The 13564-nt window shown below is 64.5% G+C and carries 14 protein-coding genes; 5 read left to right on the top strand and 9 right to left on the bottom strand.

What is annotated here, in order from left to right:
* A complete protein-coding gene (locus ACSAGD_RS04445; RefSeq protein ID WP_437584526.1) occupies nt 1–786 on the bottom strand; it encodes an isoprenyl transferase in 786 nt (261 codons plus the stop codon).
* 60 nt (nt 787–846) lie between these two features.
* Here ACSAGD_RS04445 and trhA point away from each other — a divergent pair, with 60 nt between their 5' ends.
* Complete coding sequence (gene trhA, locus ACSAGD_RS04440) at nt 847–1578, top strand: PAQR family membrane homeostasis protein TrhA (RefSeq protein ID WP_437584525.1); 732 nt, start codon at nt 847–849, stop codon at nt 1576–1578.
* Here trhA and ACSAGD_RS04435 read toward each other — a convergent pair.
* Nucleotides 1569–1832, bottom strand: coding sequence for a hypothetical protein (locus ACSAGD_RS04435; RefSeq protein ID WP_437584524.1), 264 nt, complete (start codon nt 1830–1832; stop codon nt 1569–1571). The genes trhA and ACSAGD_RS04435 overlap by 10 nt on opposite strands.
* On the bottom strand, nt 1829–2695 hold the full coding sequence (mca, locus tag ACSAGD_RS04430) for a mycothiol conjugate amidase Mca (protein WP_437584523.1): 867 nt from the start codon (nt 2693–2695) through the stop codon (nt 1829–1831). The genes ACSAGD_RS04435 and mca overlap by 4 nt, the downstream gene beginning before the upstream one ends.
* 75 nt (nt 2696–2770) lie before the next feature.
* On the opposite strand from mca, the gene ACSAGD_RS04425 reads away from it, so the two are divergent.
* Both ACSAGD_RS04425 and greA read left to right on the top strand, forming a co-directional pair.
* Nucleotides 2771–3205 carry a DUF4307 domain-containing protein gene (locus tag ACSAGD_RS04425; RefSeq protein WP_437584522.1) on the top strand — a complete coding sequence of 145 codons (435 nt, stop codon included), beginning with the start codon at nt 2771–2773 and terminating at the stop codon, nt 3203–3205.
* A gap of 83 nt (nt 3206–3288) precedes the next feature.
* Nucleotides 3289–3777, top strand: a complete 489-nt coding sequence (greA, locus tag ACSAGD_RS04420) for a transcription elongation factor GreA (protein WP_437584521.1) — start codon at nt 3289–3291, stop codon at nt 3775–3777.
* Nucleotide 3778: 1 nt separating this feature from the next.
* On the opposite strand, the gene ilvA is transcribed toward greA, so the two are convergent.
* Together ilvA and ACSAGD_RS04410 are read right to left on the bottom strand one after the other, a co-directional pair.
* The gene (gene ilvA / locus ACSAGD_RS04415; protein WP_437584520.1) at nt 3779–5011 is read right to left on the bottom strand and encodes a threonine ammonia-lyase; all 1233 of its coding nucleotides are present in this window, start codon (nt 5009–5011) and stop codon (nt 3779–3781) included.
* Between the two features lie 3 nt (nt 5012–5014).
* Nucleotides 5015–6262 (bottom strand): AI-2E family transporter, encoded by a 1248-nt coding sequence (locus tag ACSAGD_RS04410; RefSeq protein ID WP_437584519.1) that lies wholly within the window; start codon nt 6260–6262, stop codon nt 5015–5017.
* Between the two features lie 89 nt (nt 6263–6351).
* Here ACSAGD_RS04410 and ACSAGD_RS04405 point away from each other — a divergent pair, with 89 nt between their 5' ends.
* Both ACSAGD_RS04405 and ACSAGD_RS04400 read left to right on the top strand, forming a co-directional pair.
* Nucleotides 6352–7581, top strand: coding sequence for a winged helix-turn-helix domain-containing protein (locus tag ACSAGD_RS04405; protein WP_437584518.1), 1230 nt, complete (start codon nt 6352–6354; stop codon nt 7579–7581).
* A 101-nt stretch (nt 7582–7682) separates the two neighbouring features.
* Nucleotides 7683–9038: a hypothetical protein gene (locus tag ACSAGD_RS04400; RefSeq protein WP_437584517.1), complete on the top strand. Its 1356-nt coding sequence runs from the start codon at nt 7683–7685 to the stop codon at nt 9036–9038.
* A gap of 236 nt (nt 9039–9274) precedes the next feature.
* Here the strand turns inward: ACSAGD_RS04400 and ACSAGD_RS04395 are convergent, their stop codons facing one another.
* The 4 genes from ACSAGD_RS04395 to ACSAGD_RS04380 all read right to left on the bottom strand — a co-directional run bounded on the left by ACSAGD_RS04395 (nt 9275) and on the right by ACSAGD_RS04380 (nt 13493).
* Nucleotides 9275–10171 (bottom strand): M48 family metalloprotease, encoded by an 897-nt coding sequence (locus ACSAGD_RS04395; protein WP_437584516.1) that lies wholly within the window; start codon nt 10169–10171, stop codon nt 9275–9277.
* Nucleotides 10172–10245: 74 nt separating this feature from the next.
* On the bottom strand, nt 10246–10812 hold the full coding sequence (locus ACSAGD_RS04390; protein WP_437584515.1) for a LemA family protein: 567 nt from the start codon (nt 10810–10812) through the stop codon (nt 10246–10248).
* Nucleotides 10813–10935: 123 nt separating this feature from the next.
* Nucleotides 10936–12249: a D-arabinono-1,4-lactone oxidase gene (locus tag ACSAGD_RS04385; protein WP_437584514.1), complete on the bottom strand. Its 1314-nt coding sequence runs from the start codon at nt 12247–12249 to the stop codon at nt 10936–10938.
* A complete protein-coding gene (locus tag ACSAGD_RS04380) occupies nt 12246–13493 on the bottom strand; it encodes an amino acid deaminase/aldolase (RefSeq protein WP_437584513.1) in 1248 nt (415 codons plus the stop codon). The genes ACSAGD_RS04385 and ACSAGD_RS04380 overlap by 4 nt, the downstream gene beginning before the upstream one ends.
* Nucleotides 13494–13564: the final 71 nt, after the last annotated feature.

Below are 13564 nucleotides of genomic sequence, written 5' to 3'. Positions count from 1 at the left end.
TCACCCTCCGAAACGCCTGCTCCGACCTGCGTAGTCGCGGACCGCGCGCAGGAAGTCCACTTCGCGGAGGTCGGGGCCCAACGCCTCCATGAAGTAGAACTCGCTGTGGGCGCTCTGCCACAGCATGAAGTCCGACAGGCGCTGCTCCCCCGACGTGCGGATCACGAGATCCGGATCGGGCTGTCCCCCTGTGTAAAGGTGCTCACCGATCATGTCGGGCGTCAGAGTGTCGGCGAGTTCTTCGAGGCTCCTGCCGTCGTTCTGATGCTCGCGCACGATCTCCCGCATCGCGTCCACGATCTCGGTGCGTCCGCCATAGCCGACGGCGAGATTGATGTGCAGCCCCTTCTTGCCCGCGGTGCGATGCTCCGCGGCATCCAGCACCGCCGTCAGCTGATCGGGAAGACACGAGCTGTTGCCGACGTGCTTGATGCGCCAGTCTCGATAACGGGAGAGGTCATCGGCGAGGTCGGCGATGATCTCGATGAGGTCGCTGATCTCAGCATCAGAGCGATTCTGCAGGTTGTCGCTCGACAGTAGATACAGCGTCACGACCTCGATGCCGAGGTCATCGCACCAGGTCAGGAACTCCCGCATCTTCGCGGCGCCCGCACGGTGCCCGTGGGCGGCCGTCGCCAGCCCGAGCTGCTTCGCCCAGCGGCGGTTGCCATCGATGATCATCGCCACGTGGTGGGGCATCATCTCCGGGCTGAGATCGCGCCGCAGACGCTTCTGATAGAGGTTATAGAGAAGTCCTCGCCCTATCCGTTGCTGGGTGTTCTTCACACAGATACGTTAGTGCACGTTCGCGAACGGCTTCACAGGCGCCTGCCGTATTCTTGGCTCATGACGCGTCGCCCTCCCGTCGAATCCACAGACACTGCCGGATACGACCTCCCTAACATCCCCCTCATCGAGGATGCCGCGGCCCACCCGCAGGAGCCCAAACCGCGCTGGCGTGGGTGGATCCATGCCGGCACCTTCCCCGTCGCTGTCGCTGCAGGAATCGTGCTGATCGTTCTCGCCGGTTCGACACCGGCAAAATGGGCGAGCGCCGTGTTCATGGCCTCGTCCCTCCTGCTGTTCGGCATCTCCGCGCTCTATCACCGCATCCCGTGGAAACCGAAGACGAAGATCATCTTCCGTCGCCTCGACCACGCCAACATCTTCCTGCTGATCGCGGGAACCTACACGCCCATCGCCGTCGTGGCGCTGCCGCCCAACAAAGGCATCCTGCTTCTCATCATCGTCTGGGCTGGGGCACTGCTCGGCATCGGATTCCGTGTGTTCTGGACGGGCGCGCCACGTTGGCTGTATGTGCCGCTGTACGTCGCTCTCGGCTGGGCAGCAGTCGCCTATCTCGTCGATATCGCGAACGCCAACATCGCAACGATGGTGCTCGTGATCTGCGGCGGTCTTCTCTACACGGTCGGTGCCGTTGTGTACGGCTTCAAGCGACCGAACCCGTGGCCGGGAACGTTCGGTTTCCACGAGATCTTCCACGTGTGCACGGTCCTCGCGTTCCTGTGCCACTGGACGGCGATCCTGCTGATCGCGCTGAAGCCGCTCTACCCCTGAGGGTTCTGCGGCCCGTCTTCGCCGTTCGCCCGGCGACGCTCTTCCGCGTCGAGCTCCTCGTTCACCTGTGCACGGTAGTTCACGCGGCGAACGCGACGAACCATGTCGAAGATGAGCAGTACCACCACGAGGGCGACCACGAAGATCGCGACGAAGCCGATCACGCCCGGCGTGACCGAGTTCGGGTCGAACCCGGGCGTCGGAGTCGGAGACGGCGTCGACGTCTCGGCCAGCAGCACCTCGATGGGGCTCATTCGTTGTCCTCGATTCCTGCGAAGAAGTCGTGTTCGTCCTCGGGCGCATCCACGCGCGAGCGAGCCAGCTCGTAGTCTTCGTACGGCCAGGCACGACGCTGCAGATCATTGGACCAGAAGAAGAACGGGCTGTCGTCGGGCACCTGCGAAGCGTGGGCGCGCAGCGCGGCATCCCTCACCTCAAAGAAATCACCGCACGGAATATGAGTGGTCGAGCGGTCTTCCTTCCCCTTGCGCCAGCTGAGCATCTCGCCCAGACGCTCGGCGAGAGGGTCCTCCGGCGTCTCCGCCATGAGCATGTCGTAGTTGGCCTTGACCCGCGGATAGTTGAAGATGTGGTCGTAGTAGACCTTCGAGACGCTCCACGGCTCCCCCGCATCGGGATACTCGGCCGGGTCGGCGGCGGCGTCGAACGCCGCCATCGAAACCTCGTGGCAGCGAATGTGATCAGGATGCGGGTACCCGCCGTTCTCGTCATAGGTGATGAGCACGTGTGGACGGAATTCGCGGATGATGCGCACGAGGGGCTCCGCCGAGATCCGAACGGGGATCGAAGCGAACGAGCCGGGAGGAAGCGTGCCGTCTTCACGGGCCATTCCAGAGTCGTGGTAGCCGAGCCACCGGTGCTGGCAGCCGAGGATCTCCTGCGCGGCGGCCATCTCGCGACGCCGGAATCCGGCCATGTCGCGCTCGATCTGCGCGACGTCCGCGAGGGCCGGGTTGAGGAGGTCTCCGCCTTCGCCGCCGGTGCAGCTGACCACCATCGTCTCCACGCCCCGGTCGGCGTAATACGCCAGGGTCGCTGAGCCCTTCGACGACTCGTCGTCGGGATGCGCATGGACAGTCAGGAGGCGATACGTCACGGGGCCTGCTTTCAGGTAGGAGCGAATAACCTTGTACAAGACTAATCGTTTCAGTGGCAGGTGCAGGTGGAGCAGATGACTGACCGTCAGGATGCCTCGGCGGCAGCCTCTTCGCCGTCTCAGCGGCTTGACGAAAGGTACGGCAACACGCGCACGAGCCGCGTCCGCCTGAAGGTGACGCTGTGGGCTCTGGCCGCTTTCATCACGGTCGTCTTCGTCGCGTGGGCCGTTTGGGCCGGGCTGCTCGTTCCCGGTGCCCAGCTCGAGGCCAAGGACATCGCACACACGATCGTCGACGAACAGACGGTTGAGATCACTTACCAGATCACTGTCGACCACGACACGACCACGATGTGCGCACTCCAGGCGCAGGACGAACAGCACTCGATCGTGGGCTGGAAGATCGTGACGATTCCGGCATCCGAGACTCGAACCACCCAGTACACCGACACGGTTCGCACCGTCGACGAGGCCACAACAGGTTTGATTTACCGCTGCTGGCTGCCTTAAGCTCTTCTGATACCCACGCTGTGGGTTGGTTCAACGCGCCCTGACGGACGTCAGGGCGCCTGTTCTTGTGTAGGGAGTTCCCAATGACTGATGCTTCACAGGTCACGTTCCTCACCCAGGAGGCGTACGACCGCCTCCAGGCTGAACTTGAGCACCTGTCGACGGTCGGGCGCGAAGAGATCGCCAAGCGCATCGAGGCGGCGCGCGAAGAGGGAGACCTCAAGGAGAACGGCGGCTACCACGCCGCGAAGGATGAACAGGGCAAACAGGAGGCCCGCATCCGCACCCTCACCGAGCTGCTTCGCACCGCGACGGTGAGCGAGGCTCCCGAGGCTGACGGAACCGTGCAGCCCGGAACCGTGATCAGCGCTGTCGTCGCAGGGGGCGACGAGAAGTTCCTCCTCGGCAGCCGCGAGATCGCCGGCGACTCCGACCTGGACGTCTACAGCGAGCAGAGCCCGCTTGGCGGCGCGATCATCGGCCTCAAGGTCGGCGACAAGACCAGCTACGAGGCCCCGAACGGCAAGAAGATCGACGTCGAGATCACCGGCGTCGAGGCCTACACGGGCTGAGTCAGCCTTCCACGATCGCGGGGTCGTAGCCGGCCGCACGAAGCGTCTCGACGACGCTCGTCTTGTGGTCGGCGCCCCGCGTCTCGACACTGAGGTCGATCATGACCTCGCTGATCTGCATGCCCTGTCCATGGCGCGTGTGGAGCACCTCGACCACGTTCGCGTTGGCTTGCGCGAGCAGCTCAGCGATGCGCGCGAGCTGACCCGGACGGTCGGGCAGCGGAATCCTGAGCGTCATGTAGCGGTCTGCCGCAGACAGACCGTGGGCGACCACGCGCTGCATCAGCAGCGGATCGATGTTGCCGCCGGACAGGATCGCGACCGTAGGGCCGGTCGCGTTCACGCGCCCCTCGATGATCGCCGCGACCGTGACGGCACCGGCGGGTTCGACGACCAGCTTGGCCCGCTCAAGCAGCATCAGGAGGGCCTTCGCGATCTCGTCCTCACTGACCGTTACGACATCATCGACGAGCTCTCTGATCAGGTCGAAGTTGAGCGCTCCCGGTCGACTGACGGCGATGCCGTCCGCGATGGTGGGCTGGATCTCGATGTCGACAGGGTGCCCCTCCGCGAGCGACGGCGGGTAGGCTGCGGCGTTCTGCGACTGCACTCCGACGACTCGGATGCTCCGACCCTCGCGCTCTGCGCGCTGCTTCGCTGCGGCGGCGACTCCGGCGATGAGCCCTCCACCGCCGATCGGAACGACGATCGTGGAGGCATCCGGCACATCGTCGAGGATCTCGAGGCCGAGGGTGCCCTGCCCGGTGACGATGTCGATGTGATCGAATGGCGGAATGAGCACTGCGCCGGTCTCCTCGGCGTACTCCGCGGCCGCGCGCAGCGGCTCGGTGACGGTATGTCCGCGCAGCACGACATCTGCGCCGTAGCGGCGGGTCGCCTGCAGCTTCGGCAGCGGCACACCGACGGGCATGAAGATCGTCGCTTTGATCCCGAGCTCGCGCGCTGCGAAGGCGACACCCTGCGCGTGGTTTCCCGCGGATGCCGCGACGACGCCCTTCTGCTTCTCCTCCTCGCTCAGCTGCGCGAGGCGATTGTAGGCGCCGCGGATCTTGTACGACCCCGTCCGCTGCAGGTTCTCGCACTTCAGGTACACGGGCTGACCGAGCACCTCCGCGAGATACCGCGAGCTCTCCATGGGCGTGTGCTGCGCGACGCGGCCGACGAGCTGCTGAGCCTTCTCGAGAGATTCGAGCGACGGGATGTTCTGAACCATGCACTAGTCCTTGTCTGTTGGTGTCGTATCGCGGCGCAGCTTGCCCTGTGCGGGAACGGTGCGCCAGATGAGGTCGGACTCGTAGGAGGCGGTGGGATCTTTCCACGCTCCTGAGCCGACATAGCCGATGACGACGTTGACGACAGCGGCGATGGGAACAGCGAACAGCGCACCGGGGATTCCGGCGACGAGAGTGCCCGCGGTGACCACGAGCACGACGCCAAGCGGGTGGACCTTGACGGCTGTTCCCATGAGAAGCGGTTGAAGCACGTGCCCCTCGACCTGCTGGACGAGCAGGACGACGCCGAGCATGATCACGGCGCTGATCGGGCCGTTGTAGACGAGCGCGATGAAGACGGCGACGGCTCCCGTCACGATGGCGCCGATGATGGGGACGAAAGCGCCGAGGAAGACGAGCACACCGATCGGAATGGCCAACGGCAGCCCCAGCACAAAGGCTCCGACGCCGATGCCGAGCGCGTCGATCGATGCGACGAGGATCTGCGTCCGCGTGTAGTTCTCGAGAGTCGTCCACCCGGCCTGGCCGGCCCCATCGACGGCGGGACGCGCGCGTCGCGGCACGAACGTCAGTAGCCACTTCCATATGTTCTTACCGTCGATCAGGATGAACAGCAGCGCGAAGAGCGTGAGCAGCACGCCCGCAGCCACGTGACTGAAGGTGGTTCCGAGCGACAGCGCACCCGACAGAATCGCGCTCGTGTCAGCTTGGACGCTGTCCCAGATGTCCTCGAAGATCGTGACGAGCTTGTTGTCGGTCAGATGCAGCGGCGAGTGCAGCAGAAAGGCTTTGAAATCCTCGATGGACTGCATCGTGCGCGCCCGGACCTCTCCAGCTTCGGCGACGATCTGCCAGATCACGAGCCACACGAGCGCACTCACGACGCCCACGGCCGCGACCATCGCCGTTGCCACGGCCAGCCCTCGAGGCCAGCGCCACCGCACGAGGGTCTTGACGAGCGGAAGCACGAGTGCTGACACGAGCACAGCGACGAGTACCGGAATCACGATGAGCCGCAGCTGAACGATGATGAATACGAGAACAGCGGTGGCGGCCGCGATCAGCAGAAGTCGCCAGCTCCAGGCTGCGGCGATGCGAACGCCCGGCGGAATCGTGTCGACGATCTCCTCCGATGTGACGTGGCGTTCGGGCTGCGGCTCGACGGGCTCGCTCGGAGCAGCGGGACGCGCAAAAAGTCGCGTCCACCAGCTGGGTCTGCGGGTCTGCGTCACGCCAGACAGTCTAAGGCTCCACGCTTCACGTTCCTCGCATGTACCGCCTGGCTTCGATCGTGTCACCGGATGCTGCTAGCGTCCGAAGAATGTCGACGACTCTTTCCACGGATGCCGCGCGACGCATCGCTCTCGCAGCGCAGGGCTTCACGCGCTCGCAGCCACCCTCGCCCGGCACCCGTCATTTCGGCGGGCTCCTCGACCGCCTGGGCATTCTGCAGATCGACTCCGTCAACGTCTTCGCGCGCAGCCACTACCTTCCGGTGTTCGCGCGCCTCGGCTCATACTCCCCTGGTGATCTCGATGCACTGATGCACGCGCGACCCGCCTCGGTCACCGAGTGGTGGGGGCACGAGGCCACCTTCATGCGCACAGCGGACCTGCCGCTCTGGCGGTGGAAGATGGCACGCCTTCAGCAGCGCGATCTCGCCGATGAAGATTCGTGGGCGAACACGCACGCAGGAGTGATCGAGTGGGTCCGGTCGGAGCTCGCGGAACGCGGACCGTCGGTCGCGCAGGAGATAGAGACGGATGCCGAACGCGGACGTTCCGGCTGGTGGGAGTGGTCGGACGTCAAGCGCGCGCTTGAGACGCTGTTCCGTTGGGGCGAGGTCGCGACCGCCGGCCGCACCTCCACCTTTCAGCGACGCTACGCACTCGCTGAGCAGGTCGTGCCACGCGAGGTTCGTGAACGAGATGTGTCCGAGAGCGATGCGGTGCGCGAGCTGGTGAGGCGCGCCGCCGTGAGAACGGGTGTGGCGACGGCATCCGATCTCGCTGACTACCACCGGCTGCCCACCGCGCTCACGATGACGGCCATCCATGAGTTAGAGGAGGCCGGTGAGCTGAATCGCGTCCACGTCGACGGTTGGAGGCGAGGCGGGCGCCCGCTGGCAGCATGGATGCCGTCAGAACAGCGGGTTCCCCGAGCAGTCGACGCACACGCGATTCTGTCGCCGTTCGATCCCGTCGTGTGGACGCGCGACCGTGCCGAGCGGCTCTTCGACTTCCACTACCGCATCGAGATCTACACGCCTCGTCATAAACGCGTGCACGGCTATTACGTTCTGCCCGTGCTCATCGGCGATCAGCTTGTCGCCCGCGTCGACCTCAAGAACGACCGTGCCGCGGGTGTGTTACGCGTGCAATCGGCGTGGAAACAGGCCAATATCGGTGCTGATACTGTAGAAAGGCTCACAACCCTGCTCAGAGCAACAGCAGAGTGGCAGGGCAACGAGCAGATCAGTGTGGGGATCCGGGGGGACTTTTCCGACGCCGTGGCGGACGCTCTCGGAGCACCACGCCATGAGACTGAGTGACGACGCGCCGCAACATGGGCAGTTCTCCCCAGTGCTCGGCGGTCTAGGCACTGGTAGCTTTTTGATATATCACATTCATTCTGAAGGGGAAGTGACACCACATGGCAACCGATGAGAACGCACCGGGCGGTCAGGGCGGCAACCCGGCCGATAACACCGGTGGCGCCCAGCCTCCCCAGGGGGACCAGGGTGCCTCGTACACTCCGCAGCAGCAGCCGCAGGGGCAGTACTCACCTCAGGGACAGTACTCACCGCAGGGCCAGCAGCCGGGACAGTACAGCCCCCAGGGACAGCAGCAGCCGCAGGGGCAGTACACCCCGCAGGGCTCCTACACTCCTCAGGGCCAGTACACACCTCAGGGACAGTACGCTCCTCAGGGACAGTACGCTCCTCAGGGACAGCAGGGTCAGTATGCACCGCAGGGCGGCGCCTACCCCGCTGGCGCATATGCCGCAACCGCCCCGAAGCAGAGCGACCCGGCCAAGCGGAAGAAGATCATTCTTCTCAGCTCGATCGCCGGTGGCGTCGTTCTGCTCCTGATCATCGGCATCATCGTCGTCAATGTGATCAACGGCTCGAAGTACAGCCCGCAGGCTGTCGTCGAGAAGTACCTCACGACCATCGCATCCGGCAACCTCAAGGAAGCCAACAAGCAGGTCAGCACGGGCCTTAAGAAGGGTCAGGCCGCTCTGGTCAGCGACAAGGTGCTGAAGGACAAGAACACTCGAATCCAGAACCCGAAGGTCACCAAGGCCCGGACGGAGGGTGACAGCGCGCAGGTAGCCTTCAGCTACAAGCTCGACGGCACCACGTACGACGGCACGCTCACGCTGAGCAAGCAGGGCAAGCAGGCCGTGTTCTTCGACGACTGGGCGATTGACAAGCCTCTGCTGGTCGACGTCGCGGTTTACATCTCCATGGGAACCGAGGCGACCGTGAACGGCGTCAACGTCGACTTCGGCGAGGAGATGTCTCTCAAGGCATACCCCGGCGTCTACAAGATCGGTGCTCCGGACAACAAGTGGTTCTCCGCTGAGGAGCAGACGCTTGTCGCCGCAACCGGCAGCAAGGCCGGCTACGAGTCGGGTGAGCTGAAGCTCAAGGCCACGGACGCTCTCACCGACGAAGTTCAGAACCAGCTGAACGCGATGCTCGATGAGTGCGCAAAGTCGACCGAGCCCGAACTCGACAACGACGACTGCAGAATGAGCCGAAGCAGCGTGATCGGGATGAGCGAGATTGACAAGATCGAGCGCAAGATCATCGAGTACCCCGAGGTCACGGTGAACGACGACGGTCGCAGCTTCGAGACTGAGGAGGGCGACCTTGAGGAGATCGCGACGGGTAAGGACTATTCCGGCGACCCGATCTCTGGTCCGATCACGTCGTACTCGACCTGGTCATTCTACGGTGAGATCACCATCGACGGCGACAAGGTCGAGCTGACCTTCTGGTAAACCGCCGTATCCACGAACGTGGGGCCGATTCTTCGGAATCGGCCCCACGTTCGTTTAAGAATCTGCACTCAGCGGAAAGCACGATGCCGAGAAGAACTCCCCATCCATCCCGATCGATGAGTGCGTTCACGCTCTCGCTGCCCGCGCTCGTGAGGCTGACAGTGCGTGCGGCTCCAAGCGGTGGCTGCTGCTCGCATCTTGAGCGACGCCCAAGCCTCCAACCACCGCCAGCCGGATTAGAAGCCGCCGCCGATCTCGCGCAGCCGCTTCACACGGTCAGCGATCGGCGGGTGTGTGCTCATCAGGCGCTTGGCCATGCCCGGCTTCTTCTGCGGGTCGTTGATCCACAGATGAGCCATCGAGCTGTTCTGGCGCTTCAGCGGGCGCGAGTTCTGTTCGAGCTTCAGCAGAGCGCTGGCAAGAGCATCGGGATGCCGCGTCGTCAGCGCGCCGGTCGCATCGGCGAGGTACTCGCGCTGACGGGAGACGGCGAGCTGGACGAGCGTAGCCACGATCGGTGCGATCAGCATGGCGACGATGCCGAAGATCATGATGATGGGGTTTCCTCCCCCACCGCCGCGATTGCCGCCCCGGTTGCCGCCGCCGAACCACATCATCCGCAGGAACAGATCGGCGATGAACCCGATCGCGACGACGAGTCCGAACACGATCATGTTCACGCGGATGTCGTAGTTGCGCACGTGACCGAGCTCATGTGCCATGACGCCCTCGAGTTCGGAGTCCGTCAGGATCTCCAGAAGCCCCGTCGTCGCCGCCACGGAGGCGTGCGCGGGGTCACGACCGGTCGCGAACGCGTTGGGCGCCGGATCATCGATGATGTAGACCTTCGGCATGGGAGTGCCCGTTGTGATGCTGAGATTCTCGACGATGCGGTACAGGCGCGGGTTGTCGGCCTTCTGAATCTGTCGTCCACCGCTGATGGCGATCGCTTGGGAGGACGCGAGGAAGTACTGCAGAAACGCGTAGCCGGTCGCCACGACGAGCGTCACAATCGTGATGGTCCAGCTCTGGTAGACGTAGCCGGCGAGCCAGCCGAGACCGCCGATGATCACAAGGAATCCGATGATGATCACAATGGTGTTGATCTTGTTCTTTCGGATTGCGCGATACATGGCGCCCCTTCAGGAGTGAGGTCGACAGAGGATGAGCAAAGGGCCTGATCGAAACCAGACCCTTGAGCGCTCGATCAGAACTGAATTCGCGGAGGTTCCGAGATGGCTGCGGTGTCTGAGACCTCGAAGAACTCCTTCGGTTCGAAACCGAGGTTCTTCGCGAAGAGGTTGTTCGGGAAGACACGGATCTTGGTGTTGAGCTCGCGAACGCCGCCGTTGTAGAAGCGACGCGACGCCTGAATCTTGTCTTCGGTGTCGACGAGCTCACCCTGGAGCTGGAGGAAGTTCTGGCTGGCCTGCAGCTGCGGGTAGGCTTCAGCGACCGCGAAGATCGACTTCAGAGCCTGCTGCATGTGGTTCTCGGCGACGGATGCGTCTGCCGGCCCCTGGGCGTTGAGCGTCTCCGCACGCGCCTGGGTGACGTTCTCGAACACGGCCTTCTCGTGTGCGGCGTAGCCTTTCACCGCCTCGATGAGGTTCGGAATCAGGTCAGCGCGCCGTTTGAGCTGCACCGTGATGTCGCTCCACGCCTCGTTCACTCGCACACCGAGTGTCACGAGCGAGTTGTACGTCGCCCACAGGTAAATGCCCGCGATGACGACGAGCGCCACGACGATCAGTACGGGAATGAGCCATTCCATGCTTTGAGTACTCCCTCTTGTGCTGCGTACGGCGACTTCCACGCCGTGTTCGTTCAGTCTACGGGGCTGAGGGTCATAATCACCTGGACAACGCCCCCTTTTGTCAGTTTTCCCTGGGGTTTCTCACTCCCCGAGCACGCGCGACAGGTACGGGTTGCGGAAAAGTCGGGCCGGATCGAGCCGATCGCGCACGGAGATGAAGTCGTCGAACCGCTCATAGACGGCGCGGAGCCCCTCGGCATCCCGCCAATGCATCTTGCCCCAGTGCGGACGCCCTTCGAAGCCGCGCATGATCTCTTCGACCGCTCTGAAGTACTCGGTCGGGTCCTCCCCCGCGTAGCGGTGCACGGCGATGTAGCCGGTCTCGCGCCCGTAAGCGGTCGAGAGCCAGATGTCGTCGGATGCCGCGAAGCGGACCTCCACCGGGAATGAGATCCGCCAGCCCTTCCGTTCGATGAGCGCCTTCACCTCGCGGAGCGCGTCAGGGACGAGCGCCGCGGGAATCGCGTATTCCATCTCTTTGAACCGCACCGAACGCTGGGTTGTGAACACCCGGTGGGAGGCATCGGTGAACTCACGATTTCCGGTGAGCTTGTCGGCCGTGCGATTGAGCGGTGGGATCACCCGCGGGATCGCCTTGCCGACGCTGCACATCGCCTGCAGCAGCCCGTTGGAGACGAAGACGTCGTCGATCCAGCGGCCGACGGGGTTCAGCGGATCACGCGCGGTGTCCGCCGGCATCCTCGTATTCGACTTCGTGAGAGCGGTCTCGGTGTGGGGGAACCAGTAGAACTCGAAGTGGTCGGTCTCGGCGACGCGGCTCTCGAGGGTGTCGAGGACATCCCACAGAGGCACGGGCTTCTCCAGCGCGTGCAGGTCGAATGCGGGGACGCACTGCACGGTGACGTCGACGAGGATGCCGAGAGCGCCGAGCCCGAGTCGAACGGCCGGAAGCAGGTCGGAGTTCTCGTCGTCGTCCACGTGCAGAAGCTCACCGCTTCCCGTCACGAGCGTCGCCCCGACCACCTGCGCGGTGAGGCCTCGGAATCTCGCCCCGGTGCCGTGCGTTCCGGTGGAGACGGCCCCGGCGATCGACTGACTGTCGATGTCTCCGAGGTTCTCCATCGCGAGCCCGTGCGGGGCGAGCAGTCGAGGTATGTCGCGCAGTCGTGTTCCCGCAGACAGCGTCACGCGGCCACGTTCCGCATCGACGTCGATCACACCGGTGAGATCGTCGAGCTCGAGCAGCACACCCACCGGTACGGCGATTCCGCTGAAGCTGTGGCTCGCGCCGACAGCCTTGATCGGGATGCCGCTGCCCGCAGCCGCGGAGACGGCACGCTGCACCGCTCCCGCGCTGTCCGGTCGCTCCACTCTGATGGGCTTCGACGTCTCCGTCCGACCCCAGTTGCGCCACGCTGCGCCCGTCGCTGTCACAGAAACACCTTTCCTTCACCCCGGTAAGTGGGGACCCGATCGACAACGCTCTCCCCATCGACGATGATGAACTCGTCGAGGTGCTCGCTCAGTTCACCCGATTTCGAGTGCCGCAGCCACACCCGATCGCCGATGCGCAGATCCGCGGCTCCTCCCCCGCGGAACGGGGTCTGCACCTCACCCGCCATCTCGCGCGGCAGCATGTGCATCCCCTCCGGCCAGACGGCCGCCGGGAGGGCGCCACGTTCGGGAGGTCCCGAGGCGATCCAGCCGCCGCCGAGCACCGTCGCCATATCGCTGCGTGGCTTTCGCACGACCGAGAGAGCGAAGGATGCCGCGGGAGCCGGTTCGAAGCCCGCGAAGCCATCGAAGCGATGCCCCGCGAAGAGTCCGCTCCCCGCCGCGATCTCCGTGACGGAGTCATCGGCCGACGTCGTCTCGAGCGAGCCGGTACCGCCGCCGTTCACGAACTCGAGATCGGCGACCTCACGCACGAGTCGAACGGTCTCGGAGCGCCGTTCCTGCAGCTCAGCGTTCGAGCGCCCCTTGATCACGCGAAGCGCGGCGTTCATCGCAGCCTGCCCCGGTACGGCGTCCGGCACTCCGGCGATCTGTCCCTCATACGCCATGAGACCGACGAGGGTGAAGCCCGGGCGCTCCAGAACGTGCTCGGCCAAGGAGCGGACCGCCTCGGGCGTGTGCAGCGGAGAACGCCAGGCGCCGAGTCGTCCGAGCGCCGGGGCGTCCCACGAGGCATCCAGTTCGATGCACACGCGGATGAGTGCGCGCTTCTCGGGCGCCACGACAGCGTCGACGATGTCGAGCTGCTCCGGACTGTCGATCATCAACGTCACGCGGCTCGCGAGCTTCTCGGACGCGGCGAGCTGCGCGATCGCGGATCGGTTCGCCGTCGGGTAGCCGACCACCACGTCATCGATGGTCTCGGCGAGCCAGAGCGCTTCGGGGAGCGTGTACGCGAGAACTCCCGCATAACCGGGCAGCGCGAGCGCGGCATCCAACACCGCCCGCACTCGAACGGACTTGCTCGCCAGGCGAATCGGCGTGCCAGCCGCGCGACGCACCATGTCGTGCGCGTTGAATCTGAGCGCCCCGAGGTGGATGACGCCGAACGGAGGATCGTCAGCTTCCGTCGCGCGATCGAGCGCGGGCCAGTAGTGGGAGGGGGTGCGCCAGGGAGTGGGATCGGGTCCGACGCGTTCGTGAGATGTCAAGGAAATCGTCATTGAGCGCCTTTCGTCCTTTGAAACGATATCGGGGATGCCGTGAGCCCGGCCAACCGGACAGCGAACGCTCG

Origin of the sequence: Paramicrobacterium salitolerans (assembly GCF_051513965.1) — a bacterium.
GTDB lineage: Bacteria > Actinomycetota > Actinomycetes > Actinomycetales > Microbacteriaceae > Paramicrobacterium.
This window is presented reverse-complemented; position numbering and strand designations above follow the sequence as displayed.

What these genes read in the sequence shown, in the direction of transcription:
- ACSAGD_RS04405 (WP_437584518.1), top strand. Translation starts at nt 6,352, where the DNA reads ATGTCGACGACTCTTTCCACGGATGCCGCGCGACGCATCGCTCTCGCA.
- ACSAGD_RS04390 (WP_437584515.1), bottom strand. Translation starts at nt 10,812, where the DNA reads ATGGAATGGCTCATTCCCGTACTGATCGTCGTGGCGCTCGTCGTCATC.
- ilvA (WP_437584520.1), bottom strand. Translation starts at nt 5,011, where the DNA reads ATGGTTCAGAACATCCCGTCGCTCGAATCTCTCGAGAAGGCTCAGCAG.
- trhA (WP_437584525.1), top strand. Translation starts at nt 847, where the DNA reads ATGACGCGTCGCCCTCCCGTCGAATCCACAGACACTGCCGGATACGAC.
- ACSAGD_RS04435 (WP_437584524.1), bottom strand. Translation starts at nt 1,832, where the DNA reads ATGAGCCCCATCGAGGTGCTGCTGGCCGAGACGTCGACGCCGTCTCCG.
- ACSAGD_RS04380 (WP_437584513.1), bottom strand. Translation starts at nt 13,493, where the DNA reads ATGACGATTTCCTTGACATCTCACGAACGCGTCGGACCCGATCCCACT.
- ACSAGD_RS04395 (WP_437584516.1), bottom strand. Translation starts at nt 10,171, where the DNA reads ATGTATCGCGCAATCCGAAAGAACAAGATCAACACCATTGTGATCATC.
- greA (WP_437584521.1), top strand. Translation starts at nt 3,289, where the DNA reads ATGACTGATGCTTCACAGGTCACGTTCCTCACCCAGGAGGCGTACGAC.
- ACSAGD_RS04425 (WP_437584522.1), top strand. Translation starts at nt 2,771, where the DNA reads ATGACTGACCGTCAGGATGCCTCGGCGGCAGCCTCTTCGCCGTCTCAG.
- ACSAGD_RS04400 (WP_437584517.1), top strand. Translation starts at nt 7,683, where the DNA reads ATGGCAACCGATGAGAACGCACCGGGCGGTCAGGGCGGCAACCCGGCC.